The following is a 15,112-nucleotide window of genomic DNA, read 5'->3' as shown; positions in this document are numbered from 1 at the left end:
CAACGACCCGTCAATATTGAACCACCCTGATATTCCAGATGTTCTTCAGCCATCCGCACACATCCCGGTCAACCGCATAATCGACCAGGCACAGGTTCTCTTCCCCCCGCTCTATTCTGAACCCCGTCAGCAAGACCTCGCCCTGTTCCTCTCTGTTCACTACCAGAGGAAAGTGAAAGGTGTCGCGGGTGTACAATATTCCGACCGCTTCAAGCAGGGAGGCGATCGCCTCGTCCCGGGATGCCTCACCGGGGATCACGGTAACCCGCGTCCCCCGCCCGGCCAGGATCTCCACGAACTGCTCCGGGATCGCATTAAAGCAGAGAACGACATCCCTGTCTTCAGCCTCGAACCTTATATCGGCCTGTATCGTCAGGTTGAACCCATCATTCTCGATGCTGAATACCTGGACCCGGGAACCGGTCGTGTATTCGTATCCCAGGAGGCCCAGAAACGATCCAAGGGTCTCGGGGATTCCACCCGTCTTCAGCAGGACTGCGTCACAGGGCGGAGCGGTCTCGCTGCTTCCGGTGACGCCGATACCCTCGGCGATCTCAATAACCTCAAAGCCCTCCTTCCACATGAAATGACGGATGTTCGCGGGAATGGAGATCGCGGGATCATCAAGAAAATTTATTCCGAAGGACGCCGGGGAAGCACCGGCTCCCGGAGCGGGACGTATCGACCAGTTTACGGAGACCTTCACCAGGTCCCCGCCGCCGAAGGTCATGACCTGCGCATGTTTATTCAGCCGGTATCCACCGGCGGCCTTTACCACGTCTTCAATGAGGGCGGGAACGGCATCGGGCGCTTCCATTTCAATGAAGTGATAATTCTTCCATGTCGATTCGACGACCTTTTCAAGTTCTCCCGGCATCCGGTCCTCCAGATCAATGAGGAGCATACGCCCTCTATCAAGCTCGATGACCGGGATCTTTGACGTATCAACCGCCACCTGGCCCGATGGCGGAAGGGGTATATACAGACTTCCACTGTCGATGAACGTACCGTCGATACAGGCAGCGACACGGGCGATGACAGGGAGAAGCGACGTGGAAGGAACTGAGAAGGTAACGGGTTCTCCTTCTTCCCGGCGGGGCTCCTCCGTTTCGGTCTGTTCCTCGTTCCGACCGACCGCTTCCTCCATAAGGGGAATCCACAACCGCTGTCCCGGATATATCCTGTTCAGATCGGAAATCTCGGGATTGAAACGGCTCATTGATTCCAAGATGGCGAGGCTCTCACGGACCGATTTCCCAAGCTGTTTCTGAAGGATGGCAACAACCGTGTCACCTTCCCTGACGACGTAAGGAACCGCCTTTCCCGTTTCACCGCCTTCCAGTACAATTTCCCTGATCTCCTCTTTAGCAGCCTCGATCGGAGGAAGCTCCCGGGGAAGCAGGATCTTTTCTCCGGGGTAGATAAGGTTTATATTCATGATCTGCGGATTGAGCCTTTTTACCTCTTTGAGAACCTCCATCGTGTCACCCGCCGACAGGTCGAACCGTTCCTCGATTATCCTGATAAGCCGGTCTCCGCGCTTCACCACGTAGGTTTCAAAGGATTGCTCCGATTTCTTCCGAAAGGTGAGGTGCACCGTGTCTTCTTGTGGGAGGCAGGGAACTGCTCCGAGGGCCGTCACGATAAAAATAATCCCGACCAGACCTGGTATTGTTCCAAAGCGGGTTTTCATCGGTCCCTCCTTTCGGTCGAGCATTGAGAAGTGGAATCATACGTAAGGCGGCTGGTATTGTCAAACCATTATATGGAAAAGAGCAATGCCCGGCACGGGACATCGATATTTGACACATCCTTCGACTTCATATATGAGAATCGTTGTGAGCGGTTCGCCTGCGAGCCGCGGGAGTGAGGAACTCATGAAAGAAACACGCTTCGGCTGCATTCACTTCATTGCGGGAGCCAACGGGAGCAGATATCCCTTCTGCAATTCGCTTTTCATTGAAGACGATATCAGGGCCATCATCGATCCCGGCTCCGATGCCGCCATACTGCGGAAAATAGCCGGTGACGGAGGTGTTGATATCATCATCAACTCTCATTATCACGAAGATCATATCTCAATGAACTACCTCTTCGAAGGGGCAAGCCTTGCCGTTCCCCGGGAAGAAGCCCCCTGTTTTTCCTCTATCGACAGCTTCTTCGATTTCTATGGATTACATGACGAAGACTACCGGCGCTACTGGCAGCAGCTCATGCTCAACGAATTCAACTATCGCGAGCGGGTCCCGGACCGCCCCTTCGCGAACGGTGATATCTTTGATTTCGGAAACACCATTATGGAGGTCGTCCATACGCCGGGACATACCATCGGGCATTCAAGCTTCTATTTCCCCCGGGAAGATATCCTGTTCCTCGGAGACCTTGACATGACCCGCTTCGGTCCCTGGTACGGCGACCGGGTGTCCGACATCGACCAGACGATCGAATCCGTCCATCGCCTCCTCGATATCGAGGCCGGCATTCACATCTCCTCTCATGAAACGGGAATCATCGAAGGAGACCTGCGGGGCATGGCCGAGGAATATCTGGCCGTGATCGACACCCGCGAACGGGCGCTCCTGGATTTTCTGGATAAGCCACGCCTTCTTGATGAGATCGTTCATCAATGGATCATTTACAAGAAACCCCGGCAACCGGAGGCATTCTTCGAACTGGGTGAACGGGGAATGATACAAAAACATCTCGAACGCCTCATCAAGAACGGGACCGTTACCGGCGAGAACGACCGTTACTGTCTTCGATAGCCACGGTGCTTCCCTGCCGACGGATATTCTTTTCGGCAACAACCCGTTGAAACTCGACGATGCATGATATATAACAATCACTGTCAGTAACATCGTAAAGGGGGAAAAACCATGAACCGGACGGGAAGCGATCAGGATTTCATACGTGAATATCAGGCACGGTTCGAAAAAAAGATGCGGGAAAATGAAATTGCCGTCGTGGAGTTCTGGAAAACGAAGCTCGACAAACTGATCGCATTGAAACCGGAAGGTATCGCTGCACTCCAGTTGGAAATGAAGAAACTCTCCACGATGATGGAAAACAGAATGGAAATACTGAAAAAGGGATGACATGAAGAATATAGCGAATTTTCTTTTTGAAGTGGGCATGCTGCAAAAAACACCGCGATCGGGTTTTCAATTTCTCGGTTCCGGCTCGGAATCCGTCGCCGAGCATGTTCTGCGAACACTCTTCGTCGGGTATGTACTGTGCAAGCTCGAAAAAGAAGCTGATGAAACAAAAGTATTGAAACTGTGTCTCCTCCACGACCTCCCGGAAGCACGAACGGGAGACATGAACTACGTCAATAAAAAATATGTCCAGGTAGATGAAGAAAAGGCGGTACGCGAATTGGCGGTAACCCTTTTTTTCGGAGAAGAGATCATGGAGAGTATCGCCGAGTTCAACGGAAAAAAAACACGGGAATCACTGCTCGCCCATGATGCAGACCAGCTTGCCCTTATTCTGCAGCTGAAGGAACATGATGACCTCGGGAACCAATACAGCAAGGAATGGATCCATTTCGCCGTAAAGAGGCTTGTCACGGAAACGGGGCGCAAGCTGGCGGAGGTGATACTGGATACCGAATTTTGCGATTGGTGGTTCAAGGACAAAGGTGATTGGTGGGTAAATGCAAACAATAATGACAAAGACCACTGAACGGAAAAAGACCGGGCTGCCTGCCATTCTCCTGCTCGGGGCGGTCATCCTCGCTTTCATGACCTCCTGCGCAACGATGGAACACAGGAAAGAGGATGCGCAACGACGCACGGCCATGGGGATCGCCTACATGAAATCCGGCGAATACACCGATGCGCTCAAGGAGTTCATAGAAGCCGACCGCATGTATCAGAGTGACCCGACCGTGTATTACTATATGGGTGCCTGTTATTACGCAAAGGGTATGACCGACAGAGCGGCGGACGAACTCCTCCGGGCGATCGCCCTGGACCCTGATTATGCCGAAGCCCACAACTACCTTGGAATGATCTACCTGGAGCGGGGTGATGCCGATGGGGCGATCAGTGAATTTGAAAAGGCCCTTTCGAACGTTCTGTACAGGACCCCCGCCCTTGCTCTCAACAACATCGGTATCGCTTACTACAACAAAAAGGACTACAAGAACGCACTGGACCACTATTTCAGGGCGCTGGACCGGGAACCGAACACCATCATCCTGCCCCTCATATACAACAACATCGGCCGGGCTTTCATGGATGACGGCAACATTGACAGTGCCCTGGTGTACTTCAGCAAAGCATCGGAAATAGCGCCGACTCTTGCGGAGCCCCACTACTTGCAGGGCCTGTGCCATCTCAAGAAGGGTGATTTTAAGGCCGCACTCCAGGCATTACGGAAAGCGGCGGGGACACAGCAGGGCACGGAATATTCAACGAAAGCCTCGGAATGCCTGAAAACCCTCACGGGATCACCCTGAAACCCACCTCGAACCGGTACGAAAAACGGGATCAGCAGACCTGGCAGCGTCTTCACCAGAAGCGTCACGTTCCAGTGAGGCCCGGCAAGGGGAGTTTTGTCCCGGGAGCCATTGCCTGTCCCCGCGGGCTTGACGGAACGGAAATCATGTATATCTTATCATCAAACATGACGCCCTCGTAAAAAGTCGCAAAACGGGCATGGAGGGCACGGCAGGCCGCGCGAACATCGAGGAATCATAACAGATGTTGAGAGACGCAATGCTGCATATGGACTTTTTACAGAGCCGTCAATGAAACCCTCAAAGGAGGTTAAGATAATGATGACACGCATGTTACAGTTACGACCGGTAACGGGAACCATGGTTCCGATTATGAACATCATGGACCGGATCCTTGACGAAGGGATGTTCTCCCTGTTGGGCCGCGGGGAACAATCCTGGATACCTGCTTTTGACATTGCTGAAAATGAGAAGGAATACCTCATCAGCGCGGAACTTCCCGGGCTGGAAGAGAAAGATCTGGATATCACTATTTCCGACGGCATACTTACCGTCAAAGGTGAGAAGAAGCGGGAAAATGAAAGCAACGGTGATACCTATTACTGGTCCGAGCGGTATTACGGGTCCTTCGAGCGCCGTCTCAGGATCCCCGAGGCGGTACTGTCCGACAAGGTCGAGGCCGCATACAAAAACGGGGTTCTGACGCTGAGCATGCCGAAGGCCTTGGAAAAACAGGTCAGAAAGATAGAGATCAGTAATAACTGATAACGATGACACTCGAGCAAAGGGCACCCGTCAGTGCCCTTTGCTCATTCATCCCAGAGAATATCCAGTATGACATCCATGGGAACGGCCACGGAATACCCGGAATTCGAAAGGGTAAGATTCGAATATCCATGCGGCTGGCTTACCCATGTCTCAGCAAAGGGTACAAACTGGATCACCATGCCGATCACGCGAAAGGTCTGTTTGAAGGCGCTTACCTGATCGACCTCCAGGACCGGCCCCCCGCTGTTTCCCGGGTATATGGGGCAGTCCAGGATGATGGTTTTTTGTGACTCGTTCTTTCCCGCGATGATTCCCTTCCTGAGGAGCGGCATTCGATAATCGATCTGTGGTATCGCCTTGATGCCGAGGGATGTGGGGTACCCGAAGATGAAGACCTCATTTGAGATCATGACTTGGTCGAAACCCTTCACCGCCGAAGCCTCCACGGCAAGGATGCCGGAAGGCGCACGCTCAACGACGGACACACCTTCTATGAATTTCAGGGCGTCCCGGGAACCGCTGGTCACCACCTGAGCGATACGGACCAGCGCGGCGTCGCCCTGCGCATGATACCGTATCTGACCACTCTCGGAAAGACGCTGAAGATCGAGCCTGAGGATGTTCCGTTCCCGGTCGGTACTGTCGCGGGGATAGGAAAGCAGAGTGGCTCCGCCGCTGGTGGGGATGTTCTTCGTCTCATCGATGAGCACGTGACGGGCCGTGACAAAATAGGCATGGCGATCCGTTTTGAGATAGAAGCCCGAGGCCGATACGTTTGAGTCAAGAGTGACCAGAACGGGATAGGCAAGATTGTCATCGGGAATGTCACGGGCCGCCCCCGCATCGACAGCAATAGTAAGTAACAGGATGACAACAAGCCATAACGCAAGGAATACAGGGCTGAAACCTGTGCGGCGCATCATTCAAACCTCCCGTCGGAGCCCCGGTCTCTTTTCCCGGCCGGGGTTCCTTCAAAACATCCTTCCCGAAGCAGTAATGACGCCTCCCGGGTGAGGCTCCAGCGGTATTTTATAGACAATCCTCTGTAATATGACAAGAAGGATTCCATTTCCCCGACCACGTCCGGGTCCACAGGCAGCATTTCACACATATCCTTTCCGGCTCTGTGTTTCAGGGGCCGTTCATTCACTTTCTGGTCTTGACACCATGTCAAATATACCCTACATTTAGCGGGCTTTCCGCAAGGAGACGGAATGGTATGGCAACGAAGAAACAGAGAAAAGCAAAAGAAATCAAGGCAAAGAAAAAGAAGCAGAGCCTGCGGTTGTTCATTTTGTCGCTGATCATACTGGTCGGCGTGGGCTTCCTCGTCTTTTTCTTTCTCACCCTTTTTGAATACATGTTTCCCGCAGGACCGGGAACAGGGGAAACTCCCGCAACCCGGGAAAAACAGAAGGTGACCCTCTATTTCGCCGACGTCAACGAACGGTTCCTCATACCGGAGACACGATATATTCCAAAGGCACGGGCACCTGAAGACCAAGTACGGGAACTTGTTGAAGCACTGATAAAAGGACCAAGCACGGACCTGATCGAAACAATACCTGAAGAAACCAGGGTGACGGCCGTAACGATAGAAAAGGATGGAACGGCCCGTATCAGTTTTAATAATGACTTCATAGTGCGCCACCCCGGGGGAAGCGCCAGCGAGATGATGACCGTGTATTCCCTCGCGAACACCATCACCCTCAATCTTCCCGGGGTCAAGAGGGTTCAGATCCTGGTGGAAGGAAAAGAGATCGAGACGATAAAAGGTCATATCGATACCCGGTATCCCTTTGAAAACAACAAGGAACTCATTGTGGAATCATCGGCTTAAACCGCAAAGCAGCGGCAGGGAACAGGATGTCATCGAAGAAACTGTCAAAAATCCGGAATATCGGCATTGTCGCCCACATCGACGCCGGCAAGACGACCGTCACGGAGCGGATACTCTTCTACACGGGGAAAACCCATAAAATGGGCGAGGTCCATAACGGTGAAGCCGTCATGGACTGGATGCCCCAGGAGCAGGAGCGGGGTATCACCATTACCTCGGCCGTCACCACCTGTGCCTGGCGTGATACGGAGGTGCAGATCATCGACACCCCCGGACACGTTGATTTCACCATAGAGGTGGAACGTTCCCTGCGGGTGCTTGACGGCGTTATCGTCGTCTTCTGTGCCGTCGGCGGTGTCGAACCGCAATCCGAAACGGTCTGGAGACAGGCGGACAAATATCACGTTCCCAAGATAGCCTTTATCAACAAACTGGACCGGATCGGGGCCGACTATACCGGGACTATTCAGATGATGAAGGAGCGATTTCACTCGACGCCGCTGATTCTGCAACTTCCCTATTGGGAACGGGACACGCTCACGGGGGTGATCGACCTGCTGTACGACAGGGTCATCACCTGGGACGACCGGACCCTGGGGCTGCAGTTCAGCGTTGCCGACGTCCCCCCTGACCGCGGAGAAGAAACCCGGAAGCATCGTGAAACGCTGATCGAGACACTTGCCGACCTGGATGATGAGATAGCCGAGCAGTATCTGAACGGCGATGAAATACCGGTCCAGGATATCATGAAGGCCATCAGGAGGGCGACCATTTCACTGAAAGGAGTGCCGGTACTCTGTGGCGCGGCCCTCCGGAATATCGGTATCCAGCCCATCCTTGATTCGGTCGTCGATTACCTCCCCTCTCCCGCGGAGGTCCCTCCCATAGAGGGGATCAACCCCGTCACCGGTGAAAAGGAAAAACGTGTCAGCAGCAATAAAGAACCTTTTGCCGCCCTTGCCTTCAAGATCATGATGGACGAGGGGCGGAAGGTAACCTACACACGCATATACGCGGGAAAAATGAAGGTCGGGAACGAGGTGTACAACGCCAACAGGAAGATCAAGGAACGGGTGGCCCGCCTTCTGAAAATGCACGCCAATAAACGGGAGCGGATCGAAGAAGCCGGGGCGGGCAGCATCGTCGCTGTGGCCGGTCTGAAGGAGACCTCGACGGGGGAAACTCTCTGCGATGAGGCCCATCCCCTGATCCTTGAACCCATCGAATTCTATCAACCGGTCATCAGTCAGGCCGTGGAAGCAAAGACACCGCAGGATCAAGAAAAGCTCGCGACCGCCCTGGCCAAGCTGACTGATGAGGACCCCACCCTGAAGGTCACGTACGACGATGAAACGGCACAGACCATCATTTCGGGAATGGGTGAGCTTCACCTTGAAATAGTGATAGACCGGTTGATGAGAAGTTTCAATACACGGGTCAACGTGGGAAAACCGAAGGTCGTCTACCGGGAAACGATCGGGTCGACCGTCGACATTGAAGGTGTCTTTGATCGGGAACTGGGTGACAAAAAACATTACGGCCGCGTCATGCTCCATCTGGAACCGAACGAGCGGGGTGGCGGCTTTCGTATCATCGATAACGCTGCTGAAGGTTCCATACCCATGGAATACCGGGAAGCGGTCAGGGAAGGGATCTCCGATGCCGCCCTCAGCGGGTGCGCGGCAGGGTATCCCGTAACGGACATCATTGTCACGATAACGGGGGGTTCCTGCCGCGACGGCGAATCGTCGGAGCTCGGATACCGGATAGCCGCAACAACGGCCTTCGCCGACGGATGCGGAAAGGCCGGCGCCTTTCTGCTCGAGCCGATCATGGTCGTGGACATCATCACCCCCAGTGAATTCATGGGAGATGTCATCGGAAACATCAATGCACGAAAAGGAGATATCCAGCAGATACACCACAAGGGTCCCATCAGCGAAATACAGGCGAAAGTACCTCTCAGACAGATGTTCGGCTATTCCACGGATCTTCGTTCGGCCACACAGGGAAGAGCGACCTTTTCGATGCAGTTTCTGAAGTTTGACAGAACATAAAAGCGAGATATTGATTCCGACCCATGTCACTATTTCTGTCGATCAAGAAAATCCTTCGGCTGCTCAGGAATGAACACTTCTTTCTCATTAGGAAAAACAACCGTCTTGCAATTTCCTCCCGTTCCGGCTATTATTCCCACCCTTGAAATCGAAGCAGTCGAGCCCCGGCAAGGACAGTGCAACATAAAAAAATGGGCTCACCTCCGAAAAAGTTGCTGTTGAACCCTCGAACCCTTTTCTGCAACTACAGGGGAGAAGAACCAGAAAATGAGATCACAGTCTGAATATTCCGCGGAACGGCTTCTTGAAAGCTTTTTCCGCATCAGCAATCTGATAACGACACCTCTGGGTTTCGACGATATTCTTCAGAAAATCCTTGATGAAGTCGTTGAAACCGTTGGGTTTCATCGGGGAATCATTCTTCTCCTCGACGAAGAACGGGAGAATCTCGTAACCAAGGTCGTCAAGAACTACACCCCCGTAGAATCGAAACGTGCCTTTTCGGTCAATCTCAACCTGAACCGTCACCAATGCCTCGAAACCCTGGTGGCGAAAACGGGACAATACCTCGCCCTGGAAGATTCGGCAACGGACCCGAGAATAACCGAAACCGATAGGAAAATCACTAATTTCTATAAAAGAGGCTCCACCTTCTATGCCCCTCTGAGGATCGAGGATGAGATCGTCGGCATCATCAGTCTCTGGTCAAAGGAACGGTCCCAATTTTCACCGGAACAGGTCAACATCCTTCTGACCTTTGCGAACCAGGTCAGTGTTGTCATCCAGATCGCCAAACTTTTTGAGGAGAACAGTGACAAGATAAAGAAACTGCTCGTTCTGCAGGAAGCCGCCTCTCAGCTCAACGCCATCTATGATCTGGACCGGATGCATGAGCTCACGATCAACAGCGCCCTGAAAATCGGGAACGCCGATCATGCACTCATGTACTTTCTCGATGTCGAGAAAAACAATTCACTCATCAGTGACGGTGAGAAGGTCTATACCGATAAGAAAAACGAATGCTTTCTGAAGATCCAGAGCAGCATCGTGCAGAAATCCCTGGAAACACAGAAAACCATCATTCAGGACCATGCCCAGCGCTTTGGGCTCCCCCCGCTCTTTGAGGGGTTTCCCGTGGAAATCGCCATCCCCTTCAAGATAAAAGAGAAGTTCAAAGGCGTTCTGTACCTGAGCAAACGTTACGGCATCTATACCAGCGATCAACGGAATTTCCTGGACATTCTCGCCATCAACGCCGCCACATCTTACGACAGCGCCATCATGCACTCCCTCCTTTCACGAGAGGCCAAATCGCTTAAATCCGAGATCGCGGTGCTCAAAGAACGGGAGTACAAACTTCTCGGGTTTCACAACATAATCGGCAGCTCGCAGAAGATGCTGGAAATTTTCCGCATCATCGAGGAGGTTGCCGGGCACAACACCAGCATTCTGGTCCAGGGAGAGAGCGGAACGGGAAAGGAGCTCATTGCCCGGGCGATACACCGGCAGAGCAACAGAAAATCAAAACGATTCGTTGATGTTAATTGCGCCGCCATTCCCGGCACACTTCTGGAAAGCGAACTCTTTGGATATGAGGCGGGTGCCTTTACGGACGCTCGCAAACGCAAGTTTGGTCTGATCGAACATGCCTCAGGCGGCACAATGCTTCTCGATGAGATCGGGGAGATGAGTCTTTCCGTTCAGGCAAAATTCCTTCGCATGATCGAGGACGGATATATCAGGCGTCTCGGCGGGACCGAGAATATCCCTACTGATGTGCGGTTCATATTCTCCACGAACAGGGACCTCAGCCAGATGGTGAGCAAGGGAACATTCCGGGAAGACCTGTTCTACCGGATCAGCGTCGTCCCTATCAATATTCCACCGCTCAGAGAACGCGATGAAGACATCATTATTCTTGCATACCATTACATCGAGGAATTCAACAACAAGTTCAACAAACACGTGAAGGGCTTTTCAAGCAAGGCCGAAACAATTCTGCGCCAGTATCCGTGGCCCGGAAACGTCCGGGAACTGAAAAATATCGTCGAACGGGTCATGATCATGCAGAATGTAAAAAGCGTCATAACTCCCGAGGACTTTCCGGCTGAGATCAAGAAAACGGCTCCCCAGGAACTTGATCTCACCCTGGTAGACACGCTTGAACTCGACAAGACCCGTTTGGTTGATTATAAAAGCCTGACGGACCAGCTTATCGGCAATATCAAGGGACGAGTTCTCAGAAAAGCCCTTGAGATCAACAGGGGTAATAAAACGGCGGCGGCCCGGCAACTGGGAATATCCCGGTACACGCTGATCCGTGAGCTGAAAAAAGTTGAAGACTATGATGATTCCACCTTTGATTTTCTTCCCCCTCACTAATGTGTGCGAATATCAAACAGCATGTTCTATAATAGCACACCTCTCCTGCTGCATATATTCAGCGAAGAAGAGCCGATAGCCTCATAATAGTGCGCATATCGCACAGAAATGCAGCCCCTTGCAGGCATTTCATGTTCCCTCCCGACAAATCCGCTGCGATCTCCACCGTCACTGAAAGGTTATTCTTTTATAACCTACCGTTGTCACTTACATTTTTATTTTTTTGAAAAAAATAAAAACGATTTTCCGGATAATGGCATCGTTATTGCGAACACATAGAACAAACAGCTTCTTCAAGTTCTTTCAAGATTGCTAGACCGGGTTATTTTCAAAGGCGGTGTTTGGAACGGGTTTTTAGGTATTTATGAAAAAGGCAAGCAGGAAAGAAAGAACAAAACGAACTACAAACGTAAGCAAAAGCGATCTTTTAAAAGAAGAAGAGAATCGAGAACAAAGCTTCTTCGTATCAACAAATGAAGAATTGAGCGACGGGATTACGGAAGAAAAGAAGAATTCCATAACGAAGGAAGCAAGCTCAGAGTTTTTTCTCTCAGATTTTCAACAGGACGAATAAGGTTGTCGGCAATCCACACATCCCTCCTTAAGTAGCCCACCGCCAACCGGTCCATGAGGATCTGCGAGTATTGAGGCACTCAATCCCCCTCAATTTATACTGCCGGCGGGTGGTTTTTGGTTCCCTCCTTTCCATCCGCCGGCACCCCCCCCTCGAATCTGAGAGGACTGCAACGCCTCTTGGTATATATACGGATTACGAACGGCCGCAGCTTCTGCTGCGGCCGTTCCTTTTCTCACGATACCCGCCTGCACCATGCATCACGGTAAAGTTCGCAATTTTCAACAAGAAGGCTCATATAGTCAAGTTCAAGAGAAACCATATTCCTATCCCCTCTTCTCAGCCAATCTGCAAGCCAGGCAAAACGAACGGCAAGGACGAACTCGGGCAGAACGCTTCCGCTTCGGTTGCCAGGTTCCATCAGTTCCGATCCGCTGAGTCCCGAGAGAAATGCATTCACAAGACCGCCCGTCAGTGCCTCCGGATCCTCAATGCCCACACAGCCTATCAGAAGCGCGACATCGTACATGTTCGGTTTGAACCCGGAAAATTCCCAGTCGATGACTGCTTTTATACCGGAGGCGCCCCAGATAACATTCATCACATGGTAATCGCCATGACAGAAACCCCGGGGGAGATCATCGTGTATATCCATGAAAGATCGTTTCAGAAAATCGAACAATGGTGAAACCCTTTGTTTCATGTCGGGATCATGCCGCTCCAGTACCATCATGAAATGATGGATATAGGCCGCGATAGAAAAGGGCTTCAGCGGGTTGAAAAATGGGATATCTCCGGCAACCACCCGCAATCGGACAAGGAAGTCCGCGAGCAGTCTCCCCCGCCACTCATCGTCAACATAAGACGGCCGGCGCAGAGGGACCCCCTGGACATACGGCATGACCTGCCAGTACTTTCCTTCAGTTTCGGTAATGAAATCCCCCCGCCGGTTCTTCAGACAGGGCTGTATCGGGGTTAATCCCGCCGCACGGAGGTAATGGAGAGCTTCCGCGATCTTCCGTTTCCGGTACAAGCTCCCGGGGGAAAGCTCCTCAAGGATATACAGCCCACCCAGTGCTTCCTCAAGAACATACCTGTTGACCGAACGTTCGGGACTCCCGGCAAGGGGGAGGTCCTCCCGAACCTTCTCGAATGAAAAGCCCCAGAAGCGACCTAAGTCTCCTATGGATTGCTGCTTAGTCACAACCGTTCAAACCAGGTGCTTTTTTTTAAAGTAAGATTTATTGTGCCATACATCCCGGCAAAGCACAAGAACGGCTGCCACGCCGAGCATGAGAGGGCCGGGAATGACGTGGGGAAAGGATTAGAGGGGTCAAGGGGTCGTTTTTTCGTATTGTACTTTTATATAGTGCTCGTATTCATTCATGTTCGGCGTGATGTCCAAGATAGATTCACATTCTTGGACATTCCCGGTTTTCCACTTGAACCCTTGAAACCTTGGCACCTTGAATCCTGAAAATGACAGAAATTTTCTTGGAGGTGAGCTGAAAAGGAAATACTGCCCTCTGTGGAATGACGAAGGATGTTACAGAAACGGATCGGAATTTGAGGAAGGGTCTTGCTTGTTCCCTTGGTGACCATTTCGGGGGTTTCTGCGGTTAACAAGCAAGACCCTGTCTCTCCCCCCCCACCACGTCCAGCGTGACCGTTGATCCTGAACGAGGAGACGCTTCCCGCAGGAAACGTAAAACAAACCTTTCTGCAATTACACTTACAAATAAAGGAGAAAGCACTATCGGTGAAACCGTCCATGGAGCATCATACAATCACGATTCCGGCGCCCTGACAAGAATGATTTTGCTGAGCATGAAATGGGTATATGCAGTACCCATTTTCTACCTGGAAACGAGGTCTGTATTCATTTTCCGAAAATTTCTCAAGGAGATCGATGAGAGGGTTTTTACACTTTGAAGCGGTAAAAAATGATATCTCCGTCCCGAACGACATAATCCCTTCCTTCGAAACGAAGCACTCCCTTATCTTTCGCTTCGGTCATGCTTTGAAGCCGAAAAAAATCTTCATAGGCAAGGACCTCGGCACGGATGAACCCACGTTCCATGTCCGAGTGGATTCTGCCGGCCGCCGCAGCGGCCCTGGTCCCTCTTCTGATCGTCCATGCCCTCAGTTCCGTTCCGGCCGTGGTATAGAACGTTATCAGGTCAAGCATCTCGTATCCGGCCTTGACCAGTTTCTGGAGACCCGATTCATCGAGACCAAGATCATCGAGAAAATCCCTTCTCTCTTCAGGCGGCAGTGCGGCTATTTCCGATTCCATATCACCACAAATCACAATTGCTCTGGCTCCCTCGCTTCGGGCTGTTTCCAGGACATCCGCAATATACGGGTATCCGTTCCTGAGAACGGTTTCACTCACGTTCGCCACGTAAAGGATATTCTTAGCCGTGAGTAAATGGAGTTCCCTGAGCGTGTTCTCATCCTCCTCATTCTCAATGACCGCAAGCCGGGCGGGTATCCCTCTGCCAAGCATGTCCCTGATATTCCCGCAGGTGTTCAGCTCTCTGACGAACGATTTGTCCCCCGCTTTTGACTGCCGCTCGACCTTGGCGATCCTTTTCTCCACCGTCTCAAGGTCGGCAAGGATCAGTTCAGTATTGACGACCTCAATATCGCTCCGCGGATCGATCTTACCATGTACGTGGGATATGTTCGGGTCATCAAAACATCTCACTATGTGGACGATCGCATCCACATCACGGATATTACCGAGGAATTTATTCCCTAATCCCTCTCCTTTGCTTGCACCGCGTACCAGTCCGGCAATATCGACGAACTCCATTGTTGTGTAGGTGAATTTCGGCGGTTTGATGATGCCCGCTATGAATTCAAGACGCTCATCAGGAACAGGCATAATGCCCACGTTCGGATCGATCGTACAGAAGGGGTAATTCGCCACCTCCGCGCCGGCTGCCGTGAGCGCGTTGAAGATCGTCGATTTTCCCACGTTCGGAAGTCCGATTATCCCGCACCTGAATCCCACTGGTTCTCCC

The 15,112-nt window shown here is 52.0% G+C and carries 12 protein-coding genes; 8 read left to right on the top strand and 4 right to left on the bottom strand.

Annotated features, from left to right (window positions below; translation table 11 throughout):
• Positions 1 to 10: 10 nt before the first annotated feature.
• Positions 11 to 1,693 (bottom strand): LysM peptidoglycan-binding domain-containing protein, encoded by a 1,683-nt coding sequence (locus tag JXO48_09935; protein MBN2284196.1) that lies wholly within the window; start codon positions 1,691 to 1,693, stop codon positions 11 to 13.
• 184 nt (positions 1,694 to 1,877) lie between these two features.
• Between JXO48_09935 and JXO48_09930 the strand changes: the two genes are divergently transcribed.
• The 5 genes from JXO48_09930 (at position 1,878) to JXO48_09910 (ending at position 5,227) form a co-directional block, all read left to right on the top strand.
• Positions 1,878 to 2,765 (top strand): MBL fold metallo-hydrolase, encoded by an 888-nt coding sequence (locus JXO48_09930; protein ID MBN2284195.1) that lies wholly within the window; start codon positions 1,878 to 1,880, stop codon positions 2,763 to 2,765.
• A gap of 111 nt (positions 2,766 to 2,876) precedes the next feature.
• Positions 2,877 to 3,095, top strand: coding sequence for a hypothetical protein (locus tag JXO48_09925; protein MBN2284194.1), 219 nt, complete (start codon positions 2,877 to 2,879; stop codon positions 3,093 to 3,095).
• Between the two features lies 1 nt (position 3,096).
• On the top strand, positions 3,097 to 3,684 hold the full coding sequence (locus JXO48_09920; protein ID MBN2284193.1) for an HD domain-containing protein: 588 nt from the start codon (positions 3,097 to 3,099) through the stop codon (positions 3,682 to 3,684).
• Positions 3,656 to 4,462, top strand: coding sequence for a tetratricopeptide repeat protein (locus tag JXO48_09915; protein MBN2284192.1), 807 nt, complete (start codon positions 3,656 to 3,658; stop codon positions 4,460 to 4,462). Before JXO48_09920 ends, JXO48_09915 begins: the two co-directional genes overlap by 29 nt.
• 318 nt (positions 4,463 to 4,780) lie before the next feature.
• Positions 4,781 to 5,227 (top strand): Hsp20/alpha crystallin family protein, encoded by a 447-nt coding sequence (locus JXO48_09910; GenBank protein MBN2284191.1) that lies wholly within the window; start codon positions 4,781 to 4,783, stop codon positions 5,225 to 5,227.
• Between the two features lie 44 nt (positions 5,228 to 5,271).
• On the opposite strand, the gene JXO48_09905 is transcribed toward JXO48_09910, so the two are convergent.
• The gene (locus tag JXO48_09905; GenBank protein MBN2284190.1) at positions 5,272 to 6,153 is read right to left on the bottom strand and encodes a trypsin-like peptidase domain-containing protein; all 882 of its coding nucleotides are present in this window, start codon (positions 6,151 to 6,153) and stop codon (positions 5,272 to 5,274) included.
• 296 nt (positions 6,154 to 6,449) lie between these two features.
• Between JXO48_09905 and JXO48_09900 the strand changes: the two genes are divergently transcribed.
• From JXO48_09900 to JXO48_09890, 3 genes are all read left to right on the top strand, one after another.
• Entirely contained in the window at positions 6,450 to 7,070 is a 621-nt protein-coding gene (locus JXO48_09900; protein MBN2284189.1) for a GerMN domain-containing protein, read from the top strand.
• A 26-nt stretch (positions 7,071 to 7,096) separates the two neighbouring features.
• Positions 7,097 to 9,127 (top strand): elongation factor G, encoded by a 2,031-nt coding sequence (gene fusA / locus JXO48_09895; GenBank protein ID MBN2284188.1) that lies wholly within the window; start codon positions 7,097 to 7,099, stop codon positions 9,125 to 9,127.
• A gap of 267 nt (positions 9,128 to 9,394) precedes the next feature.
• Positions 9,395 to 11,509 carry a sigma 54-interacting transcriptional regulator gene (locus tag JXO48_09890; GenBank protein MBN2284187.1) on the top strand — a complete coding sequence of 705 codons (2,115 nt, stop codon included), beginning with the start codon at positions 9,395 to 9,397 and terminating at the stop codon, positions 11,507 to 11,509.
• Positions 11,510 to 12,318: 809 nt separating this feature from the next.
• On the opposite strand, the gene JXO48_09885 is transcribed toward JXO48_09890, so the two are convergent.
• Positions 12,319 to 13,287: a phosphotransferase gene (locus JXO48_09885; protein MBN2284186.1), complete on the bottom strand. Its 969-nt coding sequence runs from the start codon at positions 13,285 to 13,287 to the stop codon at positions 12,319 to 12,321.
• Positions 13,288 to 14,004: 717 nt separating this feature from the next.
• Positions 14,005 to 15,102, bottom strand: a complete 1,098-nt coding sequence (gene ychF, locus JXO48_09880) for a redox-regulated ATPase YchF (GenBank protein MBN2284185.1) — start codon at positions 15,100 to 15,102, stop codon at positions 14,005 to 14,007.
• Between the last annotated feature and the right edge of the window lie 10 nt (positions 15,103 to 15,112).

The sequence above is a fragment of the Deltaproteobacteria bacterium genome (genome assembly GCA_016933965.1).
GTDB lineage: Bacteria > Desulfobacterota > Syntrophia > Syntrophales > UBA2210 > JAFGTS01.
Note: the sequence above shows the minus strand (reverse complement) of the source record. Positions and strands in the feature narration are given on the sequence as shown.

What these genes read in the sequence shown, in the direction of transcription:
- JXO48_09915 (MBN2284192.1), top strand. Translation starts at nt 3,656, where the DNA reads ATGCAAACAATAATGACAAAGACCACTGAACGGAAAAAGACCGGGCTG.
- JXO48_09925 (MBN2284194.1), top strand. Translation starts at nt 2,877, where the DNA reads ATGAACCGGACGGGAAGCGATCAGGATTTCATACGTGAATATCAGGCA.
- JXO48_09905 (MBN2284190.1), bottom strand. Translation starts at nt 6,153, where the DNA reads ATGATGCGCCGCACAGGTTTCAGCCCTGTATTCCTTGCGTTATGGCTT.
- JXO48_09930 (MBN2284195.1), top strand. Translation starts at nt 1,878, where the DNA reads ATGAAAGAAACACGCTTCGGCTGCATTCACTTCATTGCGGGAGCCAAC.
- fusA (MBN2284188.1), top strand. Translation starts at nt 7,097, where the DNA reads ATGTCATCGAAGAAACTGTCAAAAATCCGGAATATCGGCATTGTCGCC.
- JXO48_09920 (MBN2284193.1), top strand. Translation starts at nt 3,097, where the DNA reads ATGAAGAATATAGCGAATTTTCTTTTTGAAGTGGGCATGCTGCAAAAA.
- JXO48_09900 (MBN2284189.1), top strand. Translation starts at nt 6,450, where the DNA reads ATGGCAACGAAGAAACAGAGAAAAGCAAAAGAAATCAAGGCAAAGAAA.
- JXO48_09890 (MBN2284187.1), top strand. Translation starts at nt 9,395, where the DNA reads ATGAGATCACAGTCTGAATATTCCGCGGAACGGCTTCTTGAAAGCTTT.
- JXO48_09910 (MBN2284191.1), top strand. Translation starts at nt 4,781, where the DNA reads ATGATGACACGCATGTTACAGTTACGACCGGTAACGGGAACCATGGTT.
- JXO48_09935 (MBN2284196.1), bottom strand. Translation starts at nt 1,693, where the DNA reads ATGAAAACCCGCTTTGGAACAATACCAGGTCTGGTCGGGATTATTTTT.